Source organism: Streptomyces sp. CAU 1734, assembly GCF_039888735.1.
Lineage (GTDB): Bacteria > Actinomycetota > Actinomycetes > Streptomycetales > Streptomycetaceae > Streptomyces.
Genome location: NZ_JBDQQP010000010.1, coordinates 303,045 through 323,272, shown reverse-complemented (window position 1 = coordinate 323,272; position 20,228 = coordinate 303,045). Strand labels below are relative to the sequence as shown.

Sequence of the window (20,228 nt, the reverse complement as noted above, 5' to 3'; positions counted from 1 at the left end):
TGACGCGATCCGGTACTCCGGCCCCGCGTCACATCACTGCGGGAATGAGATACCGAGCGCCCGTCGGGGGAGGCGCTTCGCGTGGCAGCGACGGAGGATTCAGACAACCGTGGATGCGCAGAGCCGTGGGCGGGCGGACGATGTCGACCCCGCCGACCAGTGGGTGCTCAACCCGCAGACCGGCAATTACGAATTGCGACTGGACCAACCCGCAGCGCAGCCGGGGCCATCCGTCGCCACTCCCTCCGGTGCGCGGGCCCCGGGTCCGCGCAGTGCGCCGGAGGGCCGGCGCGCGGAGACGCCGGGGCGCGATGTGCCCCCGCAGCGCTCGCGCCGTTCCGGCGGCAGGGGTACGGGCCACTCCGGCGACGCCCCCGGCGGCGGGCCGCCGCCCGCCGCGGGCCGCCGCAAGCGCAGGCCCGAGAAGAAGTCGGGCAAGAAGAAGGTCCTGATCTGGACCGGCGGTGTGCTCGGCTTCGCGCTGGTGGCCGGCTCGGTGGGCGTCTACATGGCCTACGACAAGCTGAACTCCAACCTCAACACGGTCGACGTCAAGGGCGCGGGAACCGGCGGCTTCAGCAAGGACAAGGCCGTCAACATCCTGGTCATCGGCACCGACAAGCGGACCGGCAAGGGCAATGAGAAGTACGGCGACCGCAACAGCCCCGGACATGCCGACACCACGATCCTCTTCCATGTGTCGAAGGACCGGACGAACGCCACCGCGCTCTCCATCCCCCGGGATCTGATCACCGACATTCCCGAGTGCGAGACCAGCGCGGACGGCGGCAAGACCATTCCGGGCAACCGGGGCGTGCGGTTCAACGAGAGCCTCGGCCAGCAGGGCCGCGATCCCGGCTGCACCATGCGCACGGTCAAGGAGCTGACCGGACTCACCGTGGACCACTTCATGATGGCCGACTTCAACGCCGTCAAGACGATGACCACGGCGGTCGGCGGGGTCGAGGTCTGCCTCGACAAGGACATAAACGACGTGGACTCCAAGCTCGATCTACCCAAGGGCACCCATGTGCTGGAGGGCGAGCAGGCGCTGGCCTTCGTCCGCACCCGGCACTCGGTGGGCCATGGCGGCGATCTGAGCAGGATCGAGATCCAGCAGCAGTTCCTCAGCTCGATGATCCGGAAGATGAAGTCCGGGGACACCCTGACCAGCCCCGCCAAGCTGTGGGATCTGGCGGAGGCGGCCACCAAGGCGCTCACCGTCGACACCGGCATAGGCAGCATCAACAAGCTCAAGGACCTGGCCCTGGAGCTGGCGAAGGTCAATCCGAAGAACATCACCTTCCTGACCGTGCCGGTGGTGGACAACACCGACAAGGCGACCGTGCTCCTCAATGAGAGCCAGGCCCGGCCGCTCTTCTCGATGATCCAGAACGACATCTCGCTGACCGAGGTGGAGCAGAAGGAGAAGGACGCCAAGAAGCGGCAGCAGGGGCTGCTGAAGGGCGCGCGCGCCGATGCGGCCGACATCCGGGTGAAGATCTTCAACGGCAGTGACACCCAGGGCGTCGCCCTGGCCACCCTGAACTGGCTCCAGAATCAGCAGGGCGTACCGAAGTCGAGCAATGAGGGCAACGCCCCGCAGAAGCTCCCGAAGACCACGCTGGAGTACGCGCCCAACCAGGCCGACCAGGCCCGCAAGCTGGCGGATCTGATGGGCCTGCCGGCCGCCGCGATGAAGCAGGGCACGGCCGACGCCGAGGGACTTGAGGCGATGACGCTGACCCTCGGTTCCGATTTCAAGGGCGCGGGGGTGCCCATCACCGGACCGGCGAAGGCGCCGGCCGGAGTGAAGCAGGTCGAAGCAGACAAAAAGGTATGCGCCAAGTGACCCGGCCCGGTCCGGCCGTCCGGCGTGCCTGACAGGGGGAATTGACGGTGGCACGGAACACTTCACGGGGGAGGCGGACACCGGACGGGGTCTCTGCCGGCCGCGAGCCGGACCGGCACGACGGCAGGGGCCGGCACGGCGGTACGGACCGGCACGGCGGTACGGACCGGGCGGCGGACGCGGCCCATCCGGACGACGACGCGGCACGGGTGCCCCGGCAGCGCCGGAGCCGGGGCGGCCCGCCCGGGGACGGCCCCGCGCGCGAGGGCGGCCGGGCCGCCGCGCGCACCGGCCGGCGGCGCACCAAGGGCAAGCGCAAGGTGCTGCGGTGGAGTGCCGCCGTGCTCTCGGTGCTCATACTCGGGACGGCCGGCGCCGGATATCTGTACTACGAGCATCTGAACGGCAAGCTCAAGCGGGAGGATCTGACCCTCGGCCGGAAGATGGCCGAGCACAAGCCCAACGCCAAGGGCCAGACCCCGCTCAACATCCTGGTCATCGGATCCGACGCCCGGGACTCCAAGGCGAACCAGAAGCTCGGCGGGGCGAAGGAGACCTTCGGCGGCAAACCGCTGGCCGATGTGCAGATGCTGCTCCACATCTCGGCCGACCGCTCCAACATCTCCGCGGTGAGCATGCCGCGCGACACCATGCTGAAGATCCCGGAGTGCACGGACCCGAAGACCGGGAAGGTGCACCCCGCGTCCGAGCTGGCGCAGACCAATGAGTCCCTGGGGCGCGGCGGGCCGGGGTGCACGGTCGCCACCTGGCATGAGCTCACCGGGATCACCATCGACCACTTCATGATGATCGATTTCGCCGGTGTGGTCTCCATGGCGGACGCCATCGGCGGTGTCCCGGTCTGTGTCACGGACAATGTCCACTCCCTCAACTCCAAGGGCGAGGGGTCGAACCTGAAGCTGCGGAAGGGCACGACGCCGGTCAAGGGCGAGCAGGCGCTTCAGTGGCTCCGCACCCGGTACGGCTTCGAGGACGGCACCGATCTCGCCCGCGCCCGCGGCCAGCACATGTACATGAACTCGATGGTGCGCCAGCTGCGGAAGAAGGCGACCCTCAGCAACCCCAACGAGCTGCGCAAGCTGGCGACCGCCGCGATCGACTCGCTCACCGTGGACAAGGGCATCGACCTCCCCCGGCTCTACGAGCTGGGCGAGGAGCTCAAGAATGTCCCGGCCGACCGGGTCACCATGACGACGATGCCGAATGTGTACTCCACCCGGCCGGGGCTGACCAGCAAGGTCGAGCCCATGCCGGGCAAGGCGGAGAAGGTCTTCCGGATGATCCGCGAGGACATCGCGCTGGACGGCAAGGGCAAGCCGAAGAAGAAGGCCGCCCCCAAGGTGTCGGACGACCCGGCGGCGGCGCCCGCCGAGATCGCCGTACAGGTGCGCAACGGCACGGCCGGCGACGGCGTGGCCGCCGAGCGCGGCCGGGCCGGCGCGGTCGCCGGAGTGCTTCGGGGCAAGGGCTTCGCCCAGGCCGTCGCGGACACCTCCGCCACCCCGTCGGCCAAGACGGCGATACGTTTCTCCAGTCCCGAACTGGAGGGTGACGCCCAAGCCGTGGCCACGTCCCTCGGCATTCCGTTCTCGGCCGTGAAGCAGTCCGCCGAGGTCACCGGGGTCACCCTGATCGTGGGCGCCGACTGGCGGCGGGGCGACACCTTCCCCAAGCCGCCGAAGGACGACGACACCACGCCGAAGGACGCGAACCCGCTGAACGGCGCGAGCGTCCCCTGCATGAAGGTGCAGCCCGAGTTCATCTGGTAGCCGGACCGCCCCCGGCGGACGGTACGCCGACGGGGCCCGGGAAGGTGATTCCCGGGCCCCGTCGGCGTATGGACGTCCGGAGCGGTCAGGCCGAGGCGGTCGTCACCGGCGGGCGGCGGCTGGCGATGACCTTCCGCGCCAGCGAGCGCGGGCTGGTGAGGAAGCCGAAGCCCCACGACATGTGCATGGTGGCCAGCGCCACCGGGATCCGGACCCGGGCCCTCAGCGGCAGTCCCCGGCCCGCCGGGACCGAGCCCGCCGTGATCGCCGCCAGATAACCGCCGGGGATCACCAGCGCCCAGGGGGTGACCAGGGCGCCCGCGATCAGGCCCGCCACGATCGCGCAGAGCGCGACCGGCGCGGCGAGATACCGCGGATTGATCGAGCCCCGGTGGTAGCGGGCGACCACATGACGCCAGCGGCCGTAGTCCTTGTACTGCTTGGCCAGCGCCCGCACCGAGGGCCGGGGCCGGTACTGGACCCGCAGCTCGGGCGAGAACCAGATCAGCCCGCCGGCCTCGCGGATCCGGAAATTCAGCTCCCAGTCCTGGGCGCGGATGAACTCCACGTTGTAGCCGCCCTGGAGCTCCAGCGCCTCGCGCCGGAAGACACCCAGATAGACGGTCTCGGCGGCGCCCGCCGCCCCGCCCGTGTGGAAGGCGGCGTTGCCCACGCCGATTCTGGAGGTCATCGCGGCGGCGACGGCGTGCTCCCAGTCCGTCTCGCCCTCGGCGTGCATGATGCCGCCGACATTCTGCGCGCCGGTCTCGCCCAGGAGGCGGACGGCGGTGGCGATGTAGTTCGCCGAGAGCATCCCGTGACCGTCGACGCGTACCACGATCGGGTGACGCGACGCCTTGATGGCGGCATTGAGCGCGGCGGGGGTGCGGCCGGTGGGATTGGGCACGGTGTGGACCCGGGGGTCCTCGCGCACCAGTTCGGCGGCGATCTCGTCGGTGCGGTCCGTGGACGGGCCGAGCGCGATCACCACCTCCATTTCGCCGTCGTACTCCTGATCGAGGATGTGACGGACCGAGTTGCGCAGATGCCGCTCCTCATTGAGGACCGGCATGATCACGGAGACAGGGGGCATGGCGTTCATCGGTCGCCACGTTACCGCGAATGGGGGATATGGACGCGCGGCGGCCGGTCGGCGGCACCGGCCGCCGATCGTATGGGCCTACGGTGTGCTCGTTCCCCCGTCCGCCGTACCGCTTTCCGCCGTACCTGTGTCCGCCGTACCGCCGTTCCCGTGTGCCGGCCCGCCGGCCGCCTCCGTACGCCGGCGGCGGGCGGGACATCGGGCCGGCCGCTCCCGTACCCCGTCCGTCCCTCGCCGCCCGCGGAGGTGCCCCGTCGTGTCCACGCCGCCCCGCTCCCCCCGTCCGCCCCGGCCCCGCCCCGGACCGCGGACCAGACGGCCCGTGGTCACCCGGCCCCGGTGGGGAATGCGGCTGGCGACCGGTCTCTCCGTCCTGGTGCTCGGCGCGGGCGCGATCGGCCACGCGACACTGACCAGCCTGGACACCGAGATCCGGCGGGTGGACCCGTTCAAGGACATGAAGAACCGGCCGGAGGCCGGGCACGGGACGAATCTGCTGCTCGTGGGCACCGACGGCCGGGAGCGGATCGGGCCGGAGGAGAAGCGGAAATACCGGCTCGGCGGCGCCCCCTGTCACTGCACCGACACGATCATGCTGGTGCACATCTCGCGCGACCGGGACCGGGCGAGCGTGGTGAGCCTGCCCCGCGACAGCTGGGCGGAGCTCCCGGAGCACACCGACCGCAACACCGGCGAACGGCACCGCCCGCACCCGGTGAAGCTGAACGCGGCGTACGCGGAGGGCGGCCCGGCGCTCACCGTCCGCACCGTGGAACAGATGACCGAGGTGAAGATCGATCACTATCTGGAGGTCGACTTCACCAGCTTCATGAAGACGGTGGACGCGATCGGCGGGGTGGAGATCTGCACCACCGAGCGGATGAAGGACCGCTACACCGGTCTGGATCTGCCCGCCGGCACCCATGAGCTGGACGGCGGGCAGGCGCTCCAGTACGTCCGCTCCCGCCATGTGGACGTGGCGTCCGACCTGGGCAGGATGCAGCGCCAGCAGCGATTCCTCGCCGCGCTCATCAAGAAGGCGACCAGCGGCGGGACGCTGCTCAACCCGGTGAAATTCCAGGCGGTCGGCCGGGCCATGCTCTCCTCGGTCCGGGCCGACGCGGGCTTCGGCGCGGACGAGATCCTGGCGCTCGGCCGGGCGATGCGCGGCTTCTCGGCGGCGTCCTCGGAATTCGCCTCGGTGCCGGTCGTGGCGATGGGCCCGGTCAAGGGCATCGGATCGGCGGTGAAGTGGGACGCCGAGAAGGCGCGGCGGCTCTTCCGGATGATCCGCGAGGACCGGCCGCTGGCGGCGGCCGGCCCGCGGCGGGCGAAGGCGAAGCTGGTGGAGGTCTCCCCGCAGCAGATCCGGGTGCAGGTCTACAACGGCACCGCGGAGCCCGGACTCGGCCGGAAGGTCGACGCGGCGCTGCGGGCGACCGGTTTCGACACCACCCGTGCCCCGCTGAACGCCCTGAGCGGGCCGAGCCCCCGGCCGGTGGAATCAACCCTGGTCTCGTACGACCCCCGCTGGGACCGCTCGGCCCGCTCGCTGGCGGCGGCCCTGCCCGGCTGTGTGCTGCGGCCGGTGGCGGGCCAGGGCAGGACGCTGCGGGTGACGGCGGGTACCGGATACGACGGAGTGGTGCCGGTCCGGGCCCAGGACGCCTATCAGGGGGAATTCGGCGCGGTCACCGGGGATCAGGTGACCTGCCCCTGAGCGGCCGGGCCCGGCGCCGGGGAGCGGATCAGTCCAGGCCCTCGGCGGCGCGCTTCTCGCGCAGCTCCATGATCGCGCGGCGGCGGGCCAGCCGGTGGGTGCGCCGGATCTGGGCCTCCTGGTAGCGCCGCTGGTCCCGCTCGCTCTCGGGTATCACCTGCGGTACGGGGCGGGGCGTGCCCTCACCGTCCACCGCGGCGAAGACGAGATAGGCCGAGCCGACCTGCTGGGCCGGGGTCGATTCGTTCCAGCGCTCGGCGAGCACCCGCACGCCGACCTCCATCGACGATCGCCCGGTCCAGTTGACCTGCGCCTTCACATGGACCAGATCGCCCACGCGGACCGGCTCCAGAAAGACCATCTCGTCCATGGAGGCGGTGACGGCGGGTCCGCCGGAGTGCCGGCCGGCGACCGCGCCCGCCGCGTCGTCCACCAGTTTCATGATCACGCCGCCGTGCACGGTGCCGAGGAGATTGGTGTCGCTCCCCGTCATGATGTGGCTGAGAGTGGTGCGGGAGGCGGAGGTGGGCTTTCCCGGGATCGCCGGGTCCGGCCGCTGAGGCTGATCTGTCATGCTCCCCAGCGTAGGCGGGCGCGGGCACCCGCCCCGGGTCCCGGCCCCGCCCCGGTGACCTGCCGGAGGTGCTTCCGGGGCATTGCATCAGCTTGGCAACAGGCCCGCCCCGATTCCCCACCCGCCCTGTCGGGGCGCGGGTGTGACCCGGCACACTTGCGCTCATGAACGATTGGCCCGAACGATACGGACGCGGCAGCCGGGGCTCGGAGCCCGAGGGCGCCCGCGGGATGCGTCATGTGCAGCGGCCGCCGGTTCCGCAGCAGCAGTCGCAGGGGTACGAGGACAGCTACGCCACCGCTCCGTACGACAGCGGCTACAACACCGGCCAGGTCTACGGAGCGCCCTCCGGCGGGCAGGGCGGGCAGCCGCCCCACAGCGGCCAGGGCGGCTATCCCCCGCCGCCGCCCGCGGGCCCGCCGCGCGGGGCGCCCGACTGGCGCCGCCGGATAAAGATCGGTTCGATCGTGCTGGTGGGGGCGCTGCTGGTGACCTCCGTATCCACCTATTTCTGGGCCGACGGCAAGGTCCGGCGCGAGGTCGATCTCTCCAAGGTGATCGAGCGGCCCGGCGAGGACGACTGCACCACCTATCTGATCGTCGGCTCCGACAGCCGCGAGGGCATGTCCTCCGACGAGAAGAAGCGGCTGCGCACCGGCTCCGCCGAGGGCAAGCGCACCGACTCGATGATGATCCTCGCCGACTGCTCCGGCGGGACCACGATGATCTCGCTGCCGCGCGACTCGGATGTGGAGATCCCCTCCTTCAAGGGCTCGGAGTCCGGGAAGCTCTTCCCGGCCGCCGGCCGCCGGGTGAAGCTCAACGCGGCGTACGCGGAGGACGGCCCCGAGCTGCTGGTGCGCACCGTCGAGCACAACACGCATCTGCGGATCGACCACTACGCGGAGATCGGCTTCGCCGGCTTCGCGAGCATCGTGGACGCCATCGGCGGCGTGGAGATGGACATCCCCAAGGCGTTCAAGGACAAGAAGTCGGGTGCCGACTTCACCGCGGGCAAGCAGACCCTCGACGGCGAGCAGGCGCTGGCGTTCGTCCGGACCCGGTACGCCTTCGGCGAGGGCGACCTCGCCCGCACCAAGAACCAGCAGAAGTTCCTCTCGGCGCTGGCGAGCCAGACGGCGACGCCGGGCACGGTGCTCAATCCCTTCAAGCTCTATCCGGTGATGGGCGCGGGGCTGGACACCCTGATCGTGGACAAGGACATGTCCCTGTGGGATCTGAGCCAGATGTTCTTCGCCATGAAGGGGGTCACCGGCGGTGACGGGAAGTCGATGAACATCCCGATCTCGGGCAGCCGGGGCGGCAATCTGGTCTGGGACAAGACGAAGGTCGCGGAGATCGTGAAGCAGATCCGCAATGACGAGAAGGTGACGGTGCCGGGCAACTGACCCGCCCCGGACCCACGAGGCGACGGGCCCGCCCCCTCCTTTGTCACGGAGGGGGCGGGCCCGTCGTTTCTGCCCGGCTACGGCAGATTGCGCGCCATCACGATCCGCTGGATCTGGTTGGTGCCCTCGTAGATCTGGGTGATCTTGGCGTCGCGCATCATGCGCTCCACCGGGTAGTCGCGGGTGTAGCCGTAGCCGCCGAGGAGCTGTACGGCGTCGGTGGTGACCTCCATCGCCACATCGGAGGCGAAGCACTTGGCCGCCGCTCCGAAGAAGGTCAGATCGCCCTCGACCCGCTCCGACTTCGCGGCGGCGGCGTAGGTGAGCTGGCGGGCCGCCTCCAGCTTCATCGCCATGTCGGCGAGCATGAACTGCACGCCCTGGAAGTCCGCGACCGGCTTGCCGAACTGCTTGCGCTCCCGGACATACCCCTTGGCGTAGTCCAGCGCGCCCTGGGCGATGCCGATGGCCTGGGCGGCGATGGTGATCCGGGTGTGGTCCAGGGTCTTCATGGCGGTGGCGAAGCCGGTGCCCTCCGCGCCGATCATGCGGTCGGCGGGGATGCGGACCCGGTCGAGGTAGACCTCGCGGGTCGGGGAGCCCTTGACGCCGAGCTTCTTCTCCGGGGCGCCGAAGGAGACGCCCTCATCGGACTTCTCCACCACGAAGGCGGAGATCCCCCTGGTGCGCTTCTCCGGGTCGGTGACGGCGAGCACGGTGTAGTACTCGGAGACCCCGGCGTTGGTGATCCACCGCTTCACGCCGTTGAGGATCCAGTGGTCGCCGTCGCGCACGGCCCTGGTCCTCATGCCGGCCGCGTCCGAGCCCGCGTCCGGCTCGGAGAGGCAGTACGAGAACATCGCGTCGCCCTGGGCGAGCGGGCCCAGATACTTCCGCTTCAGCTCCTCGGAGCCGGAGAGGATCACCGGGAGCGAGCCGAGCTTGTTGACGGCCGGGATCAGGGAGGAGGAGGCGCAGACCCGGGCGACCTCCTCGATCACGATCACGGTGGCGAGCGCGTCGGCGCCCGCGCCGCCGTAGGACTCGGGGACATGGACGGCGTGCAGATCGCCGGCGACCAGGGCGTCCAGCGCCTCCTGCGGGAAGCGGGCCTCCTCGTCGACCGCGGCGGCGAACGGAGCGATCTTCGCCTCGGAGAGGGAGCGGACCACGTCGCGGAGCGCGTCGTGCTCCTCGGACAGGCGGTACAGATCAAATCCCGCGTTACCGGGATTTCCGGACTTTCCGGCCACGTTCTCACTCCCCAAGTGTGCTAACTACCGTTAAGTAACCAACTGTAGAGGGCGGATCGCTCCGAGGTATACGTGAGCTTGGCGACAGCGGTAAACGTGCCCCGCCGAGGGCCCGGATATGCTCGTCGGGCCTCTCCCCTGACCTCACTGGAGCACCGTATGGCCCTCAGGATCACCGTGATCGGCACCGGCTACCTCGGCGCGACCCATGCAGCGGCCATGGCGGAGCTCGGGTTCGAGGTGCTGGGACTCGATGTCGTGCCCGAGAAGATCGAGACGCTCTCGGCGGGCCGGGTGCCGATGTACGAGCCGGGCCTGGAGGAACTGCTGGCGAAGCATGTCGCGGGGATCGAGGGGTCCAGCGGACGGCTGCGCTTCACCACCTCCTGGGAGGAGGTCGCGGAGTTCGGCGATGTCCACTTCGTCTGTGTGAACACCCCGCAGAAGCACGGCGAGTACGCCTGTGACATGTCCTTCGTCGACGCCGCCTTCGGCTCGCTGGCCCCGCTGCTGACCCGCCCGGCGCTGGTCGTCGGCAAGTCGACGGTCCCGGTGGGCAGCGCGGCCCGGCTGGCCCGGCTGCTCGACGAGGAGGCGCCCGGCGAGGTCGAGCTGGCCTGGAATCCGGAGTTCCTGCGCGAGGGCTTCGCCGTGGGCGACACCCTGCACCCCGACCGGATCGTGGTGGGTGTGGCGAGCGAGCGGGCCGAGAAGGTGCTCCGCGAGGTCTACGCGACCCCGATCGCGGAAGGGTCGCCCTTCGTGGTGACCGACTTCCCGACGGCGGAGCTGGTGAAGACCTCCGCGAACTCCTTCCTCGCCACCAAGATCTCCTTCATCAACGCCATGGCCGAGGTCTGCGAGGCCGCCGACGGCGATGTGGTGAAGCTGGCGGAGGCGATCGGCCACGACGAGCGGATCGGCTCGAAGTTCCTGCGCGCCGGCATCGGCTTCGGCGGCGGCTGTCTGCCGAAGGACATCCGCGCCTTCATGGCCCGCGCCGGCGAGCTGGGCGCCGACCAGGCGCTGACCTTTCTGCGCGAGGTCGACTCGATCAACATGCGCCGCCGCGGCCACATGGTCGAGCTGGCCCGGGAGGCCGTGGGCGGCACCTCCTTCCTCGGCAAGCGGGTCGCGGTGCTGGGCGCCACCTTCAAGCCGGACTCCGACGACGTGCGGGACTCCCCCGCGCTCAATGTCGCCGGCCAGATCCACCTCCAGGGCGGCCAGGTCACCGTCCACGACCCCAAGGGCATCGAGAACGCCCGCAGGCTCTTCCCCACGCTGGCGTACGCCGAGACGGCCCTGGAGACGGTCCGGGGCGCCGATGTGGTGCTCCATCTGACCGAGTGGCGCGAATACCGCGAGCTGGACCCGGCGGAGCTGGGCGGGGTCGTCTCCCACCGCATAGTGCTGGACGGCCGGAACGCGCTGGACCCGGCGAAGTGGCGCGAGGCGGGCTGGACGTTCCGGGCGATGGGGCGGCCGAGGGCGTAGGGCTTCGGGGGCGGGGCGCGGGCCGGACGGCGGCGCGCACCCCGCCCCGCCGGTTCAGCCGTCGAGCTCGGCCAGGGTCGCGTTCGACGGGCCGCGCCGGGCACGCTCATCGTTCGCGACCGATTCGGCGTCGCGGAGCACCCGTACCGCGTTGGACCAGGTGAGCTTGGCCAGATCGGCCTCCGACCAGCCGCGGTGGAGCAGTTCGGCGATCAGGTTGGGATAGCCCGCCACATCCTCCAGCCCCGCCGGGGTGAAGGCGGTGCCGTCGAAGTCGCCGCCGATGCCGATGTGATCGACGCCCGCGACCTCCCGCATGTGGTCGAGATGGTCGGCGACCGTGGCCGCGGTGGCGATCGGACGCGGATTCGCCTCCTCGAAGGCGGCGTGCAGCTTCATCGCCTCCGGGGAGAGATCCAGGTGGTGGAAGCCGTGCCGGCGCAGATTCTCGTCCGCCGCCATGGTCCACTGGACCGCTTCCGGGAGGATGAACTTCGGCACGAAGGTGGCCATCGCGACTCCGCCGTTGGCGGGCAGCGACGCCAGGACGTCGTCCGGGATATTACGGACGTGATCGCAGACCGCCCGCGCCGAGGAGTGCGAGAAGATCACCGGGGCGCTGCTCGCCGCGATGGCGTCGCGCATGGTGGACGGCGCGACATGGGAGAGGTCGACCAGCATGCCGAGCCGGTTCATCTCCCGTACGACCTCGCGGCCGAAGGCCGTCAGACCGCCGGCGCTCGGCTCGTCGGTCGCCGAGTCGGCCCAGGGGACGTTGTCGTTGTGGGTGAGCGTCATATAGCGCACCCCCAGCTCGTACAGGGCCCGCAGGGTCGCCAGTGAGCTGTTGATGGAGTGGCCGCCCTCGGCCCCCATCAGCGAGGCGATCCGGCCCTCGGCGCGGGCCGCCTCCATGTCGTCGGCGGTCAGGGCCGGCGCCAGCTCGGCGGGGTAGCGGGCCAGCAGCTGGCGCACTCCGTCGATCTGCTCCAGGGTCGCGCTGACCGCGTCGTCGCCGGCCATTCCGCAGCGTACGTAGACGGACCAGAACTGCGCGCCGACCCCGCCCGCGCGCAGCCGGGGGAGGTCGGTGTGGAGCCGTCCGCTCTGGTCGCCGGAGACATCGAGGCGGTCCAGGTCGTAGCGGACGTTCTCGCGCAGGGCCCAGGGAAGGTCGTTGTGGCCGTCGACCACGGGGTGGGCGGCGAGGATTTCCCTCGCCCGGTCCAGATGCCGGGAAGCAGATTCCATGGCGGGTTACTTCCCGAAGCCGAAGGAGCCCGCACCCTCGACCTTGGCCCGAAGCCGCTTGCCCTTGTCCGTCGCCTGCTCATTGAGCTCATGCTGGAACTCGCGCATCCGGTTCAGCAGCTCCGGATCCCGGGTCGCCAGAATGCGGGCCGCCAGCAGACCGGCGTTGCGGGCACCCGCCACCGAGACCGTCGCCACCGGCACACCGGCCGGCATCTGGACGATGGAGAGCAGCGAGTCCATGCCGTCCAGATACTTCAGCGGCACCGGGACACCGATCACCGGCAGCGGGGTGACGGAGGCGAGCATGCCCGGCAGATGGGCGGCCCCGCCGGCGCCGGCGATGATCGCCCTGAGGCCGCGCCCGTCCGCGCTCTCCCCGTACGCGATCATCTCGCGCGGCATCCGGTGCGCGGAGACCACATCGACCTCGAAGGGGATCTCGAACTCGGCGAGGGCCTGCGCGGCGGCCTCCATCACCGGCCAGTCGGAGTCGGAACCCATGACAATGCCAACAAGCGGGGTGGTGCTGGTCATTCGGTGATCGTCCCTCTGAGGTAGTCGGCCGCGTGGCGGGCGCGCTCACGGACATCCGCGAGATCATCACCATAGGTGTTGACATGACCCACCTTGCGGCCCGGTTTCACGTCCTTGCCGTACATATGGATCTTCAACTGCGGGTCCCGTGCCATGCAATGCAGATACGCCGCGTACATGTCGGGATAATCGCCGCCCAGCACATTGCACATGACCGTCCACGGCGCCCGCGGGCGGGGATCGCCGAGCGGGAGGTCCAGCACCGCCCGCACATGGTTGGCGAACTGCGAGGTGATCGCGCCGTCCTGGGTCCAGTGACCGGAGTTGTGCGGGCGCATCGCCAGCTCATTGACGAGGATCCGGCCGTCGGCGGTCTCGAAGAGCTCCACGGCGAGATGGCCGACCACGCCCAGCTCGGCCGCGATCCGCAGGGCGAGCTGCTGGGCGGCGCCCGCCGCCGCCTCGTCCAGACCGGGGGCCGGCGCGATCACCGTGTCGCAGACGCCGTCGACCTGGCGGGACTCCACCACGGGGTAGGCGACGGCCTGGCCGTGCGGGGAGCGCACGATGTTCGCCGCCAGCTCGCGGACGAACTCCACCTTCTCCTCGGCGAGGACCGGCACACCCGCGCGGAACGGCTCCGCCGCGTCCGCCTCGGAGCGGACGAACCACACGCCCTTGCCGTCGTAACCGCCGCGCACGGTCTTGAGGATGACCGGGAAGCCCCCGGCCTCCTCGGCGAACGCCGTCACATCGGCCGGGTCGCTCACCAGCCGGTGCCTCGGGCAGGGGGCGCCGAGCTCGGTCAGCCGGGCCCGCATCACCCCCTTGTCCTGCGCGTGGATCAGCGCGTCCGGCCCCGGGCGGACGGGAATGCCGTCCGCCTCCAGGGCGCGCAGATGCTCGACGGGGACATGCTCGTGATCGAAAGTGATCACATCGCACCCCCGCGCGAACGCACGCAGCGTGTCCAGATCGCGATAGTCCCCGATCACGACATCGCTCACCACTTGGGCGGCGGAGTCCTGGGGAGTGTCGCTGAGGAGCTTGAAACGAATGCCGAGGGGGATGCCCGCCTCGTGGGTCATACGGGCGAGCTGACCGCCGCCGACCATGCCGACTACCGGGAACGTCACGCTCCCAGGGTATCGGGCGCGCGCCCGGAGGCCCTTCCCGGGCGGGCCGGGGCGCCGTACGGGACCGGCCGGGGCCGCTCCGGCTCGCCACACCATCACCGCCGTCCCCGGGCAAGGGGGCGTACCGCTGGTTAGCATGGCTGGGTTGCCGATGCCGATCTGATGGGGCTGGACTCTCACTATGAGTGAACGAGGCGGAGCGCTGCGCGGGCAGCTCGACCAGCTCATGCGCGAAGTCGCCAAGTTCGGGGCGGTGGGAGGCGCGGGTGTGATCGTCAACCTCGCCGTCTTCAATGTCGTGCGCGCCACCACCGAGCTGCCCGTGGTGCGGGCCTCCCTGGTGGCCAACGCCGTCGCCATCCTCTTCAACTACCTCGGTTACCGCTACTTCACCTACCGTGACCGCGACAAGAGCGGGCGGACCCGGGAGCTCTCGCTCTTCCTGCTCTTCAGCGTGGTCGGCATGGTGATCGAGAACGGCATCCTGTACGCGGCGACCTACGGCTTCGGCTGGGACAGCACGCTCCAGAGCAACTTCTTCAAGTTCTTCGGCATCGGCGTCGCGACGCTCTTCCGTTTCTGGTCCTACCGGACATGGGTCTTCCGCGCGATGCCCGCGCGGGAGGCCGTACAGACCGCGGAATCGTTCCTGGCGCAGGACGAGAAGGGTGTACGCGCACCCCGGCCGGACGCGGTGGGTCCGCGGCACTGACCATCCCGGCTACCGGACCGTCGGCGGTTCCTCCCGGCGCTCGCGCGCGGCGCGGCTCAGGAAGAGCGCGAACACCGGGGGGTGCTGCTGGAGCAGCTCCAGCCGGCCGCCGTCCGCCTCGGCCAGATCCCGGGCCACGGCCAGGCCGATACCGGTGGAATTGCGCCCGCTGATGCTCCGCTCGAAGATCCGCGCGCCGAGATCGGCGGGCACTCCGGGGCCCTCGTCGGTCACCTCGATCACCGCCTGATTGCCGGTGACCCGGGTGCGGACCGCGACGGTGCCGCCGCCGTGCATCAGCGAGTTCTCGATCAGCGCGGCCAGCACCTGGGCGACCGCGCCCGGGGTGCCGACCGCCCGCATCCCCTGCCGCCCGGACGCCACGAGCGCCCGGCCGTGGCTGCGGTAGGCGGTCCGCCACTCCGCCATCTGCTGCTTCACCACCTCGTCCAGGTCGAAGACGATCGCGGAGCCGGTGCGCGGATCGCGTGAATTGGTGAGCAGCCGCTCCACCACGTCGGTGAGCCGCTCGACCTGGGCCAGCGCGATGTTCGCCTCCTCCTTCACCGTCTCCGGGTCGTCGGTCGCGCAGATCTCCTCCAGCCGCATGGAGAGCGCGGTCAGCGGGGTGCGGAGCTGGTGCGAGGCGTCGGCGGCGAGCCGCCGCTCGGCGGTGAGCATCCGCGCGACCCGGTCCGCGCTGGCGTCCAGCACATCGGCCACCCGGTCCAGCTCGGGCACGCCGTAGCGGCGGTGGCGGGGCCGGGGGTCGCCCGAGCCGAGCCGCTCGGCGGTCTCGGCGAGATCGGTGAGCGGCGACCCGAGCCGGTTCGCCTGCCGGACGGCGAGCAGCACGGCGGCGATGACCGCGATGACCGCGACGCCGCCGATGATCAGCAGGCTCTCCCCGACCTCCCGGGTGATCAGGGAGCCCGGCTCCTCGACCACCACGGTCACCTGCGCCTTCCCGGTGGCCTCCCCCTTGATCGCGCCACTGCCCGGCCGCTTGCCGATCTCGATGGGCTGCCGCCCCGGGATCTCGATCCGCGCGTACTGGGGGCCGCCGCCGTTGTGCTCGGCGAGCTTCTCGGCGGTGATCGCCTCGCCGTTGCCGAGCAGGACCTCCACGGAGCTGGCGAGCTGTACGGCGCTGGCCTTGACGGTCTCCTCGGCGCTCTGGGTGATGGTGCGGGTCTCGACGATGACGAGGGACACGCCGAAGACGGCGATGACGACCAGGACGACGGCGAGAGTGGAGTTGATGAGTCGTCGACGCACGTGCCCTCCGGGCGGGGGTGGGGTTTCCGGCGCGCCGAGCCTATGCGGGTCGGGGCACCTGCGGGCGCCCTTGCCCGTGGTGCGGGTGTCTTTCCGGGGCTCCGCCCCGGCCCCCGCGCCAGGGTGACCAGAAACCCCGCCCCGTCAGCTTTTTTCGAAGCGGAAACCAACACCCCGCACCGTCGCGATATACCGCGGGTTCGCCGCGTCATCCCCCAACTTCTTCCGCAGCCAGGAAATGTGCATGTCCAGCGTCTTCGTCGAGGACCACCACGTCGTGTCCCACACCTCCCGCATCAGCTGATCGCGGGTGACCACCCGCCCCGCGTCCCTGACCAGCACCCGCAGCAGGTCGAATTCCTTCGCCGTGAGCTGGAGCTCCTCCTCGCCCATCCAGGCGCGGTGGGATTCCACGTCGATGCGGACGCCGTGTGTCGCCGGCGCGGGCGCGGGCTCGGTCGCGCCGCGGCGGAGGAGGGCGCGGACGCGGGCGAGGAGCTCCGCGAGGCGGAAGGGCTTGGTGACGTAGTCGTCCGCGCCGGCGTCCAGGCCGACCACCGTGTCGACCTCGTCGGCGCGGGCGGTGAGGACGAGGATCGGGACGGTGTGCCCCTCCGCGCGGAGGCGTCTCGCGACTTCGAGGCCGTCCATGCCGGGGAGGCCGAGATCGAGTACGACCAGATCGACGCCGCCCGCGAGACCCGCGTCGAGCGCGGCCGGGCCGTCCTCGCGCACCTCGACCTCGTACCCTTCCCGGCGCAGCGCGCGGGCGAGCGGTTCGGAGATGGATGCGTCGTCCTCGGCGAGCAGTACACGCGTCATGCAGTGATGGTAGTCCGCGAGAGGTAGGCATCGGGGCGTGATCCACAAGCCCTGCGGGTCCCACAGTCAAAGAGGCGTACGACCTTCGATTCAGGGCACGCGGTTCCCTGGCTGCCTGTGATCCATATCTCAAGTCCTTCCATATCCGACAGTGTCATGTCGTATGGTGTCGAGTACGCCTGTAGCACTACACGGAGACCTTTGGCCTGCCGCGCATGCGATGAGCAGTGAGAGCAGCAGCGGTGGCGTGCCAGGGGTCTCTTGTGTGTGCGGGGCCGGAGCGTCCGGTCCCCCCATCGACAGTGAATGACCTGTGGGCCGGGCCCCGGACGCGATGAAGCGGCCGGGGCGTGGATCCCGGTGCGGTCTTGTTCCCTCGTCCCGGCAGTGCCGGGACGGGCCTCCCGGGCGTGAGGTGGGGCAGTTCCCGCGCCGGTGCCGGTCACCCCCACCGGGCGCTCAACCGCTCATCACGCGGTGCGTCCCGACAAGCAAGGATCGACCATGGCGTCAAGCCTGACGAAGGACTCCACGGGCCGCCCGGCCGGTGAGAGGACCTTCTTCGGCCACCCCAGCGGACTGGCCTTCCTCTTCATGACCGAGATGTGGGAGCGGTACAGCTTCTACGGCATGCGGGCCCTGCTGGTCCTGTACTTGTCCACGGAAGTGGCCAAGGGCGGGCTCGGCATCGATTACGCGACGGCGGTGGCGATCTACTCGGTCTACAACGCCATGGTCTATCTGCTCGCCCTTCCGGGCGGATGGCTCGGCGACCGGGTGTGGGGCGCGCGCAAGGCGACCGCGATAGCCGGCGTGATCATCATGGCCGGCCACTTCATGCTCGCCGTTCCGGCGGACTGGATGTTCTTCATCGGTCTGGCGGTCGTGGCGGCGGGTTCGGGTCTGCTGAAGGCCAACATCTCCACGATGGTGGGCCAGCTCTACAAGGACCCGAACGACCCGCGCCGCGACGGCGGCTTCACGGTCTTCTACATGGGCATCAACATCGGCGCCTTCGCGGCTCCGCTGACGATCGGCACCGTGGGCCAGCAGGTCGACTGGCATCTGGCCTTCGCGATGTCCGGTGTCGGCATGGCGATCGGTCTGCTCTTCTTCTTCCTGGGCTTCCGCCACCTGAGCGAGGAGTCCAGCAAGGTCCACACCCCGCTGCCCGCCGCCGAGCGCGACGCGCTGATCCGCAAGGCTCTGTTCTGGCTGGCCGTCACCGGTGTCGCGTACGCGATCGTCGGCCTGTCGGGTGTGTTCACCAAGCAGTGGGTGCTGACGCCGCTGTCGATCCTCGGTGTGGCGGTGCCGGCCTGGTACCTGTTCAAGATCCGCCGGGACAAGGACCTGACGCCGGTCGAGCGCTCCCGGATGTCCGGCTACAGCTGGTTCTTCGTCGCCGCCGTCGCGTTCTGGGCGATCTACGACCAGGGCGGCTCGGTGCTCTCGCTCTTCGCGAACGACCACACCAACGGGGTGGTGTTCGGGTGGACGTTCCCGACCACCTGGTACCAGTCGCTGAACCCGCTCTTCGTGATGGCGCTCGCACCGCTCTTCGCGATGGCCTGGGTGGCGCTCTCCCGGCGGAACCGGGAGCCGAGCACCCTGTCGAAGTTCTCGCTGGCGCTGGTCGTCATCGGTCTGTCGTTCTTCGTGATGACCGCGGCGCAGGGCATTGTCGAGGGCGGCTCGAAGGTCTCCCCGATGTGGCTGGTCAGCGTGTACTTCATCATGACCTTCGGTGAGCTCTGCCTCTCCCCGGTCGGGCTGTCGCTGACGACCAAGCTGGCCCCGAAGAAGTACTCCTCGCAGATGCTGGGCATCTGGTTCCTCGCGATCTCCGCGGGCAGCTCGATGATCGCTCTGCTCCAGGCGGTGGGCACGCCGTCGAACTCCCCGCTGTGGTTCGCCTCGCAGGGAGCGATAGCGGTCATCGCCGGTGTCGCGATCTTCATGTTCCGCCGGAAGGTGAAGCCCCTCATGGGCGGCGTGAACTGACCCGCGGCACTCCCGCACGACACGGGCCGTGCCCGCCGGACCTCCGGCGGGCACGGCCCGTTCGCGTGCGCCGGAGCGGGGGCGGGGCGGACCGGGGCCCGGCCGGTGCGCCGAGGGGGCCGTACGGAAACGGCCCGCACCCCGCCGGTCGCGGCGGGGTGCGGGCACGGGAGAAGCGCGGGGTGGCTACACGGGGGCGGCGAGCTCCGCCCAGACCGTCTTGCCGGGGGCGCCGGGCACCCGGGTGACGCCCCAGTCGACACAGAGCCGCTGGACGATGAACATGCCGTGGCCGCCGGGGCGCCCGGCGCGGTGGGGGGTGCGGGGTGCGGGCTGGCCGGCGCCCCGGTCGGTGACCTCCAGGCGCAGTACCCTGCCGTCGCAGCCGACCCTCAGCTCCTCCGGGCCCTCCGCGTGCAGACAGGCGTTGGTGACCAGCTCGGAGACGACCAGGAGGACGTCCTCGGCGGCGGCCCGGCGGTCGGCGGTGGCGGCGGGCAGCCAGCCCCAGTCGTGGAGCGCCTGGCGGGTGAAGTCCCGGGCGAGCGGCACGATGCCGCTGGCGCTGCCCAGGGCAAGGCTGCGCACCGGCCCGCCGGGCACCCCCGATGCCAGGGGGCCCCCGGGTGGAACGACGTCGACGACGTCGTTCGGCTCGGGGCCGAGATCGCCCGACTTCTGTGGCCGGGTGGTGCTCATCAGCGCCTCACCTCACCGATTCACCGGTTCACCATTGCTGTCACTGTCGTGTGCCGGCGCCTGTTGCCGCGCCGGCGGCTCCAACGCCACTGCTCGTCCTTCAGCGTGCCGGTCCACCGCCCGGAGGAGATGGGGACACAGGAGTTCTCCTGCCCTGACACGTGGTGACAACACTCACTTCGCCCACAGCAGAGCGGCTCCGCCGTCCTCAGGGACGGCCGGTCAGCCGGAAAGGGCTTCCTCAAGGGTCCGGTGGACGGTGAAGACCGCCTCGGCCCCGGTGATCTCCAGCACCCTCGCCACCACGGGCTGCATCGCGGCCAAATGGACCTCTCCCCCGGCCGCTTCCGCCTTCAGCCGGGCGGCGAGCAGCACATTGAGCCCGGTCGAGTCGCAGAACTCCAGCCCGGAGCAGTCAACGACCAGACGCGAGCGCCCCTGCGCGAGCGCTTCGTCCAGGGGTGCGCTCAGCAGCCCGGCCGTGTGGTGATCGAGCTCACCCATCGGCCTGACGACTTCACTCCGACCCTCGGTCCGAACCTCGACCTGAAGGCGGCCCCGGTTCGCGCTGCCGACCGTCCCGCGGTCCATG

The 20,228-nt window shown here is 70.5% G+C and carries 17 protein-coding genes; 7 read left to right on the top strand and 10 right to left on the bottom strand.

The genetic code is table 11. The features are described from left to right. Positions 1–109 precede the first annotated feature (109 nt). Positions 110–1,852, top strand: a complete 1,743-nt coding sequence (locus AAFN69_RS21445) for an LCP family protein (protein WP_347730232.1) — start codon at positions 110–112, stop codon at positions 1,850–1,852. Positions 1,853–1,899: 47 nt separating this feature from the next. Further along, on the top strand, positions 1,900–3,642 hold the full coding sequence (locus tag AAFN69_RS21440) for an LCP family protein (RefSeq protein WP_347730231.1): 1,743 nt from the start codon (positions 1,900–1,902) through the stop codon (positions 3,640–3,642). 85 nt (positions 3,643–3,727) lie between these two features. On the opposite strand, the gene AAFN69_RS21435 is transcribed toward AAFN69_RS21440, so the two are convergent. After that, positions 3,728–4,744: a glycosyltransferase family 2 protein gene (locus tag AAFN69_RS21435; RefSeq protein ID WP_347730230.1), complete on the bottom strand. Its 1,017-nt coding sequence runs from the start codon at positions 4,742–4,744 to the stop codon at positions 3,728–3,730. A gap of 346 nt (positions 4,745–5,090) precedes the next feature. Between AAFN69_RS21435 and AAFN69_RS21430 the strand changes: the two genes are divergently transcribed. After that, entirely contained in the window at positions 5,091–6,464 is a 1,374-nt protein-coding gene (locus AAFN69_RS21430) for an LCP family protein (protein WP_347730229.1), read from the top strand. 28 nt (positions 6,465–6,492) lie between these two features. Here the strand turns inward: AAFN69_RS21430 and AAFN69_RS21425 are convergent, their stop codons facing one another. Further along, positions 6,493–7,038 (bottom strand): acyl-CoA thioesterase, encoded by a 546-nt coding sequence (locus AAFN69_RS21425; protein WP_347730228.1) that lies wholly within the window; start codon positions 7,036–7,038, stop codon positions 6,493–6,495. A 230-nt stretch (positions 7,039–7,268) separates the two neighbouring features. Here AAFN69_RS21425 and AAFN69_RS21420 point away from each other — a divergent pair, with 230 nt between their 5' ends. Continuing rightward, complete coding sequence (locus AAFN69_RS21420) at positions 7,269–8,447, top strand: LCP family protein (protein WP_347730266.1); 1,179 nt, start codon at positions 7,269–7,271, stop codon at positions 8,445–8,447. A gap of 77 nt (positions 8,448–8,524) precedes the next feature. Here AAFN69_RS21420 and AAFN69_RS21415 read toward each other — a convergent pair whose 3' ends face one another. Further along, entirely contained in the window at positions 8,525–9,700 is a 1,176-nt protein-coding gene (locus AAFN69_RS21415; protein WP_347730227.1) for an acyl-CoA dehydrogenase family protein, read from the bottom strand. 159 nt (positions 9,701–9,859) lie between these two features. On the opposite strand from AAFN69_RS21415, the gene AAFN69_RS21410 reads away from it, so the two are divergent. Continuing rightward, a complete protein-coding gene (locus AAFN69_RS21410) occupies positions 9,860–11,197 on the top strand; it encodes a UDP-glucose/GDP-mannose dehydrogenase family protein (protein ID WP_347730226.1) in 1,338 nt (445 codons plus the stop codon). Positions 11,198–11,251: 54 nt separating this feature from the next. Here the strand turns inward: AAFN69_RS21410 and AAFN69_RS21405 are convergent, their stop codons facing one another. From AAFN69_RS21405 to AAFN69_RS21395, 3 genes are read right to left on the bottom strand one after another with little or no spacing between them, the layout of a single operon-like run. Continuing rightward, a complete protein-coding gene (locus AAFN69_RS21405; RefSeq protein WP_347730224.1) occupies positions 11,252–12,448 on the bottom strand; it encodes a dipeptidase in 1,197 nt (398 codons plus the stop codon). 6 nt (positions 12,449–12,454) lie between these two features. Then, the gene (gene purE / locus AAFN69_RS21400; RefSeq protein WP_347730223.1) at positions 12,455–12,985 is read right to left on the bottom strand and encodes a 5-(carboxyamino)imidazole ribonucleotide mutase; all 531 of its coding nucleotides are present in this window, start codon (positions 12,983–12,985) and stop codon (positions 12,455–12,457) included. Further along, positions 12,982–14,121: a 5-(carboxyamino)imidazole ribonucleotide synthase gene (locus AAFN69_RS21395; RefSeq protein ID WP_347730221.1), complete on the bottom strand. Its 1,140-nt coding sequence runs from the start codon at positions 14,119–14,121 to the stop codon at positions 12,982–12,984. Before AAFN69_RS21395 ends, purE begins: the two co-directional genes overlap by 4 nt. A 181-nt stretch (positions 14,122–14,302) precedes the next feature. Here AAFN69_RS21395 and AAFN69_RS21390 point away from each other — a divergent pair, with 181 nt between their 5' ends. Beyond that, entirely contained in the window at positions 14,303–14,833 is a 531-nt protein-coding gene (locus AAFN69_RS21390) for a GtrA family protein (RefSeq protein ID WP_347730220.1), read from the top strand. 9 nt (positions 14,834–14,842) lie between these two features. On the opposite strand, the gene AAFN69_RS21385 is transcribed toward AAFN69_RS21390, so the two are convergent. Continuing rightward, positions 14,843–16,111: an ATP-binding protein gene (locus AAFN69_RS21385; RefSeq protein WP_347730219.1), complete on the bottom strand. Its 1,269-nt coding sequence runs from the start codon at positions 16,109–16,111 to the stop codon at positions 14,843–14,845. 144 nt (positions 16,112–16,255) lie between these two features. Further along, positions 16,256–16,933 (bottom strand): response regulator transcription factor, encoded by a 678-nt coding sequence (locus AAFN69_RS21380; protein WP_347730218.1) that lies wholly within the window; start codon positions 16,931–16,933, stop codon positions 16,256–16,258. 504 nt (positions 16,934–17,437) lie between these two features. Between AAFN69_RS21380 and AAFN69_RS21375 the strand changes: the two genes are divergently transcribed. Continuing rightward, positions 17,438–18,937 carry an oligopeptide:H+ symporter gene (locus tag AAFN69_RS21375; RefSeq protein ID WP_347730217.1) on the top strand — a complete coding sequence of 500 codons (1,500 nt, stop codon included), beginning with the start codon at positions 17,438–17,440 and terminating at the stop codon, positions 18,935–18,937. Between the two features lie 186 nt (positions 18,938–19,123). Here the strand turns inward: AAFN69_RS21375 and AAFN69_RS21370 are convergent, their stop codons facing one another. Together AAFN69_RS21370 and AAFN69_RS21365 are read right to left on the bottom strand one after the other, a co-directional pair. Beyond that, positions 19,124–19,636, bottom strand: coding sequence for an ATP-binding protein (locus tag AAFN69_RS21370; RefSeq protein WP_347730216.1), 513 nt, complete (start codon positions 19,634–19,636; stop codon positions 19,124–19,126). Between the two features lie 222 nt (positions 19,637–19,858). After that, positions 19,859–20,227, bottom strand: coding sequence for an STAS domain-containing protein (locus tag AAFN69_RS21365; protein ID WP_347730215.1), 369 nt, complete (start codon positions 20,225–20,227; stop codon positions 19,859–19,861). Position 20,228: the final 1 nt, after the last annotated feature.

What these genes read in the sequence shown, in the direction of transcription:
- purE (WP_347730223.1), bottom strand. Translation starts at nt 12,985, where the DNA reads ATGACCAGCACCACCCCGCTTGTTGGCATTGTCATGGGTTCCGACTCC.
- AAFN69_RS21420 (WP_347730266.1), top strand. Translation starts at nt 7,269, where the DNA reads ATGCGTCATGTGCAGCGGCCGCCGGTTCCGCAGCAGCAGTCGCAGGGG.
- AAFN69_RS21365 (WP_347730215.1), bottom strand. Translation starts at nt 20,227, where the DNA reads ATGGACCGCGGGACGGTCGGCAGCGCGAACCGGGGCCGCCTTCAGGTC.
- AAFN69_RS21410 (WP_347730226.1), top strand. Translation starts at nt 9,860, where the DNA reads ATGGCCCTCAGGATCACCGTGATCGGCACCGGCTACCTCGGCGCGACC.
- AAFN69_RS21435 (WP_347730230.1), bottom strand. Translation starts at nt 4,744, where the DNA reads ATGAACGCCATGCCCCCTGTCTCCGTGATCATGCCGGTCCTCAATGAG.
- AAFN69_RS21370 (WP_347730216.1), bottom strand. Translation starts at nt 19,636, where the DNA reads ATGAGCACCACCCGGCCACAGAAGTCGGGCGATCTCGGCCCCGAGCCG.
- AAFN69_RS21405 (WP_347730224.1), bottom strand. Translation starts at nt 12,448, where the DNA reads ATGGAATCTGCTTCCCGGCATCTGGACCGGGCGAGGGAAATCCTCGCC.
- AAFN69_RS21375 (WP_347730217.1), top strand. Translation starts at nt 17,438, where the DNA reads ATGGCGTCAAGCCTGACGAAGGACTCCACGGGCCGCCCGGCCGGTGAG.
- AAFN69_RS21390 (WP_347730220.1), top strand. Translation starts at nt 14,303, where the DNA reads ATGAGTGAACGAGGCGGAGCGCTGCGCGGGCAGCTCGACCAGCTCATG.
- AAFN69_RS21425 (WP_347730228.1), bottom strand. Translation starts at nt 7,038, where the DNA reads ATGACAGATCAGCCTCAGCGGCCGGACCCGGCGATCCCGGGAAAGCCC.
- AAFN69_RS21380 (WP_347730218.1), bottom strand. Translation starts at nt 16,933, where the DNA reads ATGACGCGTGTACTGCTCGCCGAGGACGACGCATCCATCTCCGAACCG.
- AAFN69_RS21430 (WP_347730229.1), top strand. Translation starts at nt 5,091, where the DNA reads ATGCGGCTGGCGACCGGTCTCTCCGTCCTGGTGCTCGGCGCGGGCGCG.